5 protein-coding genes are annotated in these 8,202 nt (G+C 58.4%); all 5 read left to right on the top strand.

The window, feature by feature from the left end:
* Positions 1–1,490, top strand: a 1,490-nt coding sequence (locus ABJF10_RS26710; RefSeq protein ID WP_348547677.1) for a DUF6079 family protein, incomplete at its 5' end; no start/stop codon positions are given.
* A 15-nt stretch (positions 1,491–1,505) separates the two neighbouring features.
* Positions 1,506–1,865 (top strand): hypothetical protein, encoded by a 360-nt coding sequence (locus ABJF10_RS26705; RefSeq protein ID WP_348547676.1) that lies wholly within the window; start codon positions 1,506–1,508, stop codon positions 1,863–1,865.
* Complete coding sequence (locus tag ABJF10_RS26700; protein WP_348547675.1) at positions 1,862–3,697, top strand: RNA-binding domain-containing protein; 1,836 nt, start codon at positions 1,862–1,864, stop codon at positions 3,695–3,697. The genes ABJF10_RS26705 and ABJF10_RS26700 overlap by 4 nt, the downstream gene beginning before the upstream one ends.
* 26 nt (positions 3,698–3,723) lie before the next feature.
* Positions 3,724–6,588 carry a DNA methyltransferase gene (locus tag ABJF10_RS26695; RefSeq protein ID WP_348547674.1) on the top strand — a complete coding sequence of 955 codons (2,865 nt, stop codon included), beginning with the start codon at positions 3,724–3,726 and terminating at the stop codon, positions 6,586–6,588.
* A 13-nt stretch (positions 6,589–6,601) separates the two neighbouring features.
* Positions 6,602–7,990 (top strand): DUF3696 domain-containing protein, encoded by a 1,389-nt coding sequence (locus ABJF10_RS26690; RefSeq protein WP_348547673.1) that lies wholly within the window; start codon positions 6,602–6,604, stop codon positions 7,988–7,990.
* The last annotated feature ends 212 nt before the right edge of the window (positions 7,991–8,202 follow it).

The raw sequence follows: 8,202 nt of genomic DNA, 5'->3' as shown, positions 1-8,202 counted from the left end.
ACGCGCGTCATCTCGTCGATGCCTTGAAGGCAAAGGGCCAGGGACAGGTGCTCAACCGCCAGGAGATCGTCACCACGCTGGAGCCGGGCATCGAATACTTCGTGCCGGACAAATTTCGCCTCGAACCGGAGTGGCTCTGCGTCGTGTTGGGCGCGCTGGTCTATTCTGGCGACGGAGTGCTGGCCGTTCCCGGCGCAAAGTTTGACGCATCCAATCTCCCGGCGCTCACCGCAACACCTGTCGCTGAGCTGAAGAACTTCAAACACCTCGAACGCCCGAAAGACTGGAACATCCCGAGCCTCAAGGCGCTCTTTGAGTTGATGGATTTGCCACCGGGCATGGCCATGCAGGTCACGCAGGGTGCCGATGTGCCGGTGCAGCAGCTCCACAAGGTTATCACCGAGCGCGTCGAAAAATTGGTCCTCGCCCGCCAGCACTTGCTCAACGGAATTCCGTTTTGGGGGCAGGCTCTCTACACCGAGGCCGAGATCGAGCAGAACTCTGCGGTTCTCACCAAAGCCAAAGACTTCCTTGAGAGCCTTCAAGCCTACAACACGCCGGGCAAGCTCAAAAACTTCAAGTATGATGCGGCGGAGATCACAGGATACAAGACCACGTTCGGAAAGCTGAAGGAAATCGACTGCCTTGAAGCCTTCGCGCTCGAAGTCAGCCAGCTCACGCAGTATCTCAGCATGGCCGAGACGGTGCTTTCGGACGATCACGCCTGGGCTGTTCAGAGCAAAGCCGTACGCACCGAGATTTTGGGTGATGTCCGCAAACCCGCCCGGCGGGAATCGGATGCATTCAAGACGGATGTCGTCAAACGGCTCAAGACGCTCAAGGCTTCCTACATCAAGGCCTATCTCGACCTATACCGCAGGGCACGGCTGAGCATCGCGCAGGACAAGGAGAAGAATGCGATGCTTCAGGATTTCCGGCTGAAGAATCTCCGCCGGCTTGCGACAATTGAGACGATCAACCGGCAGCAGCTTACCGAGTTCGACCGCCAGCTTGAACGTCTGAAGACTGGTGCGGCGCTCACCGAAAAGGATCTAGAATCGGAGCCAAAGTCCGACTTCTGGCCCAGCATGGAAACTGACAGCGTCTCCGCGGAGACACGCCTTCAGAATCTCAAAGGTGAACTCGAGAAAATCTACAAGAGCTGGTCGAACGCGCTGCTCAACGACCTGGCCGATCCGGTTATCCAGAGTCACTTCGACCTACTCAAGCCAGGTCAAAAGAAGCTCCTCGGCGACTTCACCACAGCCAAGGAACTGCCGGACGAGATCAGTCAGGAATTCCTCGCGGCCATCCAGCAGGCCCTTTCCGGTCTGTCGAAGGTGCAAGTGCAGATCGACGACCTGCGCAACAAACTCTTCCCGGATGGCAGCCCGGCAACTCCCGACGAGTTTCGCAAGCGATTCAACGAATACGTCGAGCAACTGCTCAAAGGGCGTGACGCGGCCAAGGTGCGAATCGTCATTGGTTAATTCTGCGGCCAACGAATGGGCACGCGCTTCATCCACACAGCCGACTGGCAGATTGGCAAACCGTTTGCCGGAATTGAAGACGTCCACAAGTGCGCTCTTGTGCAGCAGGAGCGACTGAACATGATTCAGCGAATCGGCGAGGCAGCCGTGCAGCATCGGGCTGAGTTCATCCTCGTCGCGGGCGACCTTTTCGATACGCCCACCGTGACCAAGGCGACGGTGACCGCCGCGTGCAGTGCCATCGGGCGGCTCGGCGTCCCGGTGCTAGCGATCGCCACCGCTGCCCGGCTCGCTTGTGCCGGTGAGCAGTTCACGATGGACATGGTTTTCACGCAGAGCGCCGCCGAAAACGGCAACGAATCCCCCACAGTATGACTCTCGAAGAACTGAAAGTGCGCCTGAAGCAGATCGAGTGGCGCGATATTGAATACAAAGAGGCAACTCAGGACGTGCCGAAGCGGATCTACAAAACCGTTTCCGCCTTTGCCAACACTGTCGGCGGCTGGGTTGTTTTCGGCATTCAAGAGAAAGACGGCCAGTTCACGATCAAGGGGGTTGCCAATGCCGATGAGTTGCAGGGCAGCTTCATCGGGACCTTGCGGCAAAAAGGGAAATTCAGTTGCGCGATTTCGTTCAAGGAGGACGTGCTGATCGACGAGGCCGGCACAGTGCTGGTCTTTTACATCCCGGAAGTCCATCGGGCCCACAAACCGGTTCACGTTGACGGTCGAATCGACGAATCCTACGTACGCAAAGGTGGCACCACGCAGATGTGCAACCGGGATGAAATCGAGGCATTTTTTCGGGACGCGGCCACCGAGCATCACGAAGATCGCGCCGTTGAAGCGCTCGACGTCGCGACCTGCTTCGATGCCGATAGCATGAAGTGGTATCGCCATTTCTTCGGCGAGCGCCATGCCGGCCACGAAACCGAAGCCAAGACGGACCTGGAATTCCTCGAACATTTCGGCCTCGTCGTTTCGGTCGAGGGAGTCCTTCGTCCGACCCGGGCGGCTATTTTGCTTTTCGGCACCAGTGCCGCCATGCACCGCGTGCTCTCGCGGCAGGTCGTCGATTTCTTCATCTTCCAGTGCACGAAGGCTGACAGACTACCCGAGCAACGGTGGGACGACCGCATTGAGTCGCTCTCCGAAGGCAATCTGCTCAAAGCATGGCAGCGCATCGTGGAGGTCTATCGCACACGCTTCGCTGAAAGCCGGTTCGAGTTGGACGCCACCAGCATGCAGCGCAAAGGCACGCCCCCGGATTACCTCGCCTTTCGTGAAGCCGTCCTGAACCTGCTGATCCATCAGGATTACGGCGACCAGACACGGAAAGCGACGCTCACGCTCTACGCAGATGAGGTCGAGTTTTGGAATCCGGGTGCCTCCTTCGTCAGCGGTGAGGAGTTCTTCAAGCCGGGCGACAAACCCGTCCGCAATACCCGTCTCCGCGCCATGCTCACCCGCATCGGTATCGGCGAACAGGCCAACACGGGCATCCGCAACATCTTTGCCCACCAGCGGGAGATGGGCCGCGTGCCACCGAGACTTCTGAACGACCCGGTCGGACACGCTTTCTCCGTCACGCTCTCCAAACAGACCCTCGTCTCCGAACGCCAGAAACTCATCCGGGACAGCCTCGGTGCCCAGCTTTCGGACGAGCAGGCTGCCGTCTTCATCCACTGTTGGCATCGGGGTGAGATTCGTCCTCTGGAGGCGCAATCGGTCTGCGGGCAGCCCTTGGCCGACACACAGGCGATCCTGAAGTTCCTCGTCGTCCAAAGCCTGCTGGAGCGGCACGCCGACCCATCGGGGGAATTCTTTCGCGTCGCCGAACACCTGCGCGAAATCTTGGCGGGCACCGGCAATCCTGTTCAGTCCACCGCTTCCAGCTTGTTCACTGAACAAGTCAAGCCCGATGCCGGCAGCTTGTCCACTGAACAAGCCCCCGCCTTGGGCCGGTCGTTCCGGCCGACCATGAAGCACCTCCTGGTGCTCGCCTATTGCACTCAGCCGCGATCTATCTCCCAAATTATGAGCCACTTGGGAGTGACCAGCCGCCAGCACGTCAAATATCAATACCTCGACCCGCTCTTGAGAGACGGCTGGCTGCGGATGACTGAGCCTGACCGGCCCACCAGCCCTACGCAAGCCTACGTCACCACCGATCTCGGTCAGAAAAACTCGCCGCCGACCGACGGCTGAACGACCCTTTCCCTACCGCACACACCATGAGCCAGCAAAATCTCGCCCTGAAAAACGCCGACGGCACCGGCGCGGTCGAATGCCTTGGGCAGACGTTTCCCAGCGAGGAGGCGCGGTGGAAGCATTTTTTGACGCTGCTCGCGGCGAAGCTCAAAGACCCGGAGTTTCGCAGAATCGAGGGGTTCCCCATCGGCAAGGACGAGGACATTCTCGCGCTCTCGGACCCGCCCTACTACACGGCCTGCCCGAATCCGTGGATCGGCGACTTCCTGACAGCCTACGGCACGCCTTACGACCCGAAGAAGCCCTACCACCGCGAGCCGTTCGTGGCGGATGTGCATGAAGGGAGAGAGCATCCCATTTACAAGGCTCATGCCTACCACACCAAAGTGCCGCACCGTGCCATCATGCGCTACATCCTGCACTACACGGAACCAGGAGACGTGACCTTCGATGGCTTTGCGGGAACGGGTATGGCGGGCGTGGCTGCGCAGCTCTGTGGTGACCGTGCAGAGGTTCAGGCGCTCGGCTACCGCGTGCGCGATGATGGCGTCATCCTTGATGAGGAAGGCAAAGCCTTCTCCAAGCTCGGGGCGCGGCGCACCATCCTGAACGACCTCTCCCCAGCGGCCACCTTCATCGCCTACAATTACAACACACCAGTAGACGTGGACGCCTTCGAACGCGAGGCGAAGCGCATCCTTAAGGAGGTCGAAGATGGCCTGGGGTGGATGTATGAAACCAAGCACAAAGACGGCACCAAGCGCCGGATCGACTTCACGGTTTGGAGCGAAGTTTTCACCTGCCCGGAGTGCGGCGGCGAAGTGATCTTCATCGATGAGGCTTTGGACGACGAGGCGGGTAGCGTCCGCGCAGAGTTTCCGTGCCCTCACTGTGACGCCATGCTGAGTAAACGCAAGGTCGAGCGGATGTTTGAGACGGTAGTGGACCCGCTGCTCGGCGGGTCGTGGAAACGGGTGAAGTTCAAGCCATGCCTGATTCAATACCGTGTTGGGAAAACGAAGCACGAGAAAGCGCCCGATGCGGACGACCTCGCGATTCTCACGCGCATTGAAAAACTCCCGTTGCCGAAGTCCGTACCATCGAACCTTTGGCCTATCGAACAAATGTATCATGGCTCGCGAATTGCGCCGAAGGGCTTCACGCACACTCATCAGTTTTTCCTCCCTCGACCGTTGCACGCGCTGGCCGCACTTTGGGAATGCGCGACAGGCGTATCCGACGCACGGGTCCGCGCGATGTTGCTCTATTTCGTTGAGCAAACGATTTGGGGATTGTCACGCATGAATCGCTACAGCCCGACCCACTTCTCGCAGGTGAACAGGATGCTCAATGGGGTCTATTACATCGCGTCCCAACATGCCGAATGCAGCCCGTGGTATATCCTTGACGGAAAGCTGAAGCGGCTGGTCGGCACGTTTGGATACAATGCCCGATTCAAGGGCTTTTCGCAGGTAACTACAGCTTCGGCGGCAACGGCAGCGCTCCCTCCGGAATCTTTGAACTACATCTTCACCGACCCACCATTCGGCGAGAATATCTACTACGCCGACATGAACATCCTCGTGGAGTCGTGGCATCGTGTCTTCACAAACACCAAGACCGAAGCCATTATTGATGAGGCGAAGGGCAAGGGCTTATCCGAGTATCAGCAGCTCATGCTCGATTGTTTCCGGGAGTATTTCCGCGTCTTAAAGCCCGGTCGCTGGATGACAGTTGAATTTTCCAACTCGAAAGCGTCTGTCTGGAACGCGATCCAAACTACATTGCAGGAGGCCGGCTTTGTCGTCGCAAACGTCGCCGCGCTCGACAAGCAGCAGCGCAGCTTCCGCTCCGTGACGAGCCCTACCGCCGTCAAACAAGACCTCGTCATTTCCGCCTACAAGCCGAACGGAGGACTGGAAGAGCGCTTCGCCAAGCGAGGCGAAACCGAGGAAGGCGTGTGGGATTTCACCCAGACACACCTGCGCAATCTGCCCGTGGTCAAAGCCCGCGGCGGCCAGCTCGAATTCATCGCCGAGCGCGACCCGCGCATTCTCTACGACCGGATGGTCGCCTTCTACGTGGGCCACTCGACGCTGGTGCCGCTCAGCTCCGCCGAATTTCAGGCCGGGCTGGCCGAGCGCTTCCCGCAGCGCGACGAGATGTTTTTCCTGTCCGAACAGGTGAACGAATACGACAAGAAGCGCTCCCAGATGCAGGACATCGGCCAGATGAGCATCTTCGTGGAGGACGAGAAATCCGCCATCGCCTGGCTGCGGAATGAGCTGAAGGACAAACCGCGCACCCAGCAGGACATCCATCCCGACTTCCTCCAGCAGCTCAACGCGAGCTGGAAGAAATGGGAGACGCGCCCCGAGCTGCGCGCGCTGCTGGAACAAAACTTCCTGCGCTACGAAGGCGACGGCGAAGTGCCGAGCCAGATCCACAGCTACCTCTCGTCCGACTCCAGCAAAGAGCTGCGCAATCTGCCGAAGGACCATCCTCAGCTCCGCCACAAAGCCAAAGACCGCTGGTATGTGCCCGACCCGAAGAAGAACATTGACGTGGAGAAACTGCGGAACCGCCGCCTTCTTGAAGAATTCTGGACCTACCTCCCCGCCGGCTATTCGCCCCCCGCGCTCAACCCGAATCGGGGGGAAACTCTCCCTGGCATGAAGGTGCCGATCCCGAAAATCCCCAAAGGCAAAAAGCTCAAGGAACTCCGCACCGAAGCCGTCCGCGTGGGCTTCAAGGAATGTTACCGGCTGAAGGATTACCAGACGATCCTGATCGTCGCCGAGCAACTCCCCGAAAGCGTGCTCAACGAAGACGAGACGCTCCAGATGCTCTACGACACCGCCGTGACGCGTACGGGCGGCAACGACTGAATTCGCTCATCCCATGATTACAAAACTCGGATTCAAAAACTTCAAAGCTTGGGAGCAGTTCGGACCAGTGCCCTTGGCCCCTCTGACGGTACTCTTCGGAGCCAACAGCTCCGGAAAGAGCAGTGTGGCACAGATGCTCTTGATGCTGAAGCAAACGGCGGAATCCCCGGACAGGAAGATGGTCTTGAATACTGGGAACACGAAAACGGCGGTCGATGTGGGCAACTTCTACGAAATGGTGTACGAGCACGACGAGAAACGCAAAATCGGGTTCGATCTCACATGGTCGCTGCCGAAGTCGCTGACGCTGACGGACAGCTATGGCCAGACTGCTTACTCGGCTGACGAGATTCGATTTGAGGCGGAAGTGGGGCTCGTCGGTCATAGCAACGCGCCTGGAGTGGAGAGCTTCAACTACACATTTGGTGATGCAGATAATGACGGCTTTGCCGCCGGGATGTGCCGTTCAGAAAAGGCCAGCGCGCCTTACGAATTGACGCAGGACAATTACAAGTTTGTGCGGAATCAGGGACGCAAGTGGCCGATCACGGAGCCGTTAAAGTGCTACGGCTTCCCTGACGAAGTGGTGAACTATTACCAAAACGCGGATGTGGTGAAAGCGCTTACTTTGAGCTTTGAGAAGCTCTTTCAGGAGGTCTTCTACCTCGGTCCTTTACGGGAGCGGTTCGTTCGCCAATACACTTGGACGGGGGAAACACCGGAACATGTGGGCTGGAAAGGCGAATCGGCGGTGGTGGCAATCCTTGCGGCGCGGGAGCATTCCTTCAACCGAGGCAAAGGCTCGCCAAGGAAACCCTTCGGCGAGGTGATTGCATTCTGGCTTCAGCAGATGGGATTGATCGAAAGTTTTGAGGTTAAGCCCGTGGCTCCCAGACGACGCGAATACGAGGTGCTGGTCAAGACGCCGGGCGCTCGGAAGATGGTCAACATCACCGATGTGGGTTTTGGCATCTCGCAATTTCTGCCAGTGCTTGTGCAGTGCTTTTATGCGCCGCCCGGCTCGGTTATCGTGATTGAGCAGCCGGAAATCCATTTGCATCCGGCGGCGCAGGCGTGGCTCGCGGACCTGTTCATCGAAGTCATCCGCTCTTGGGGAGATGGTCGTCGGCGCAACGTGCAACTGATCATCGAAAGCCACTCCGAGCATTTCCTGCGAAGGTTGCAACGGCGGATCGCCGAGAAAGCTTTCTCAAGGGATGAAGTCGCGGCCTATTTCTTCCGACCAAGCGAATCGGGGGCCAAACTGGAGACGCTCGATGTGGATATATTCGGCAACATTCGCAACTGGCCGGAGAAATTCTTTGGTGACACGATGGAAGATGCTGTCGCCATGACCGACGCGCAGATGCAGCGAATGCAGGCTGGGGAACGTCCGCGATGAGTAACGGTGTCGCTCCATGCGTCGTGGACACAAACGTCGTCTTAGTCGCCAACAAAATCTTCCCAGATGCTTCCGCGGAGTGCATCCAGAATTGCGCGCAGCGGCTCCGCGAAATCTGCACCGGCGGTCATGTTGTCGTGGACGATTTGATGCGCATTGACGTGACTGCGCTTTTTTGAGCCGGGAGAAGAGTTAGTCTGGGGGTAAAGAAA

It is taken from the genome of Chthoniobacter sp., from assembly GCF_040003245.1.
In the GTDB taxonomy this organism is placed as follows: Bacteria; Verrucomicrobiota; Verrucomicrobiia; order Chthoniobacterales; family Chthoniobacteraceae; genus Chthoniobacter.
This window is presented reverse-complemented; position numbering and strand designations above follow the sequence as displayed.

Excerpts from the sequence above, each read along its gene's own strand:
- ABJF10_RS26705 (WP_348547676.1), top strand. The coding sequence starts at position 1,506 with ATGGGCACGCGCTTCATCCACACAGCCGACTGGCAGATTGGCAAACCG.
- ABJF10_RS26690 (WP_348547673.1), top strand. The coding sequence starts at position 6,602 with ATGATTACAAAACTCGGATTCAAAAACTTCAAAGCTTGGGAGCAGTTC.
- ABJF10_RS26700 (WP_348547675.1), top strand. The coding sequence starts at position 1,862 with ATGACTCTCGAAGAACTGAAAGTGCGCCTGAAGCAGATCGAGTGGCGC.
- ABJF10_RS26695 (WP_348547674.1), top strand. The coding sequence starts at position 3,724 with ATGAGCCAGCAAAATCTCGCCCTGAAAAACGCCGACGGCACCGGCGCG.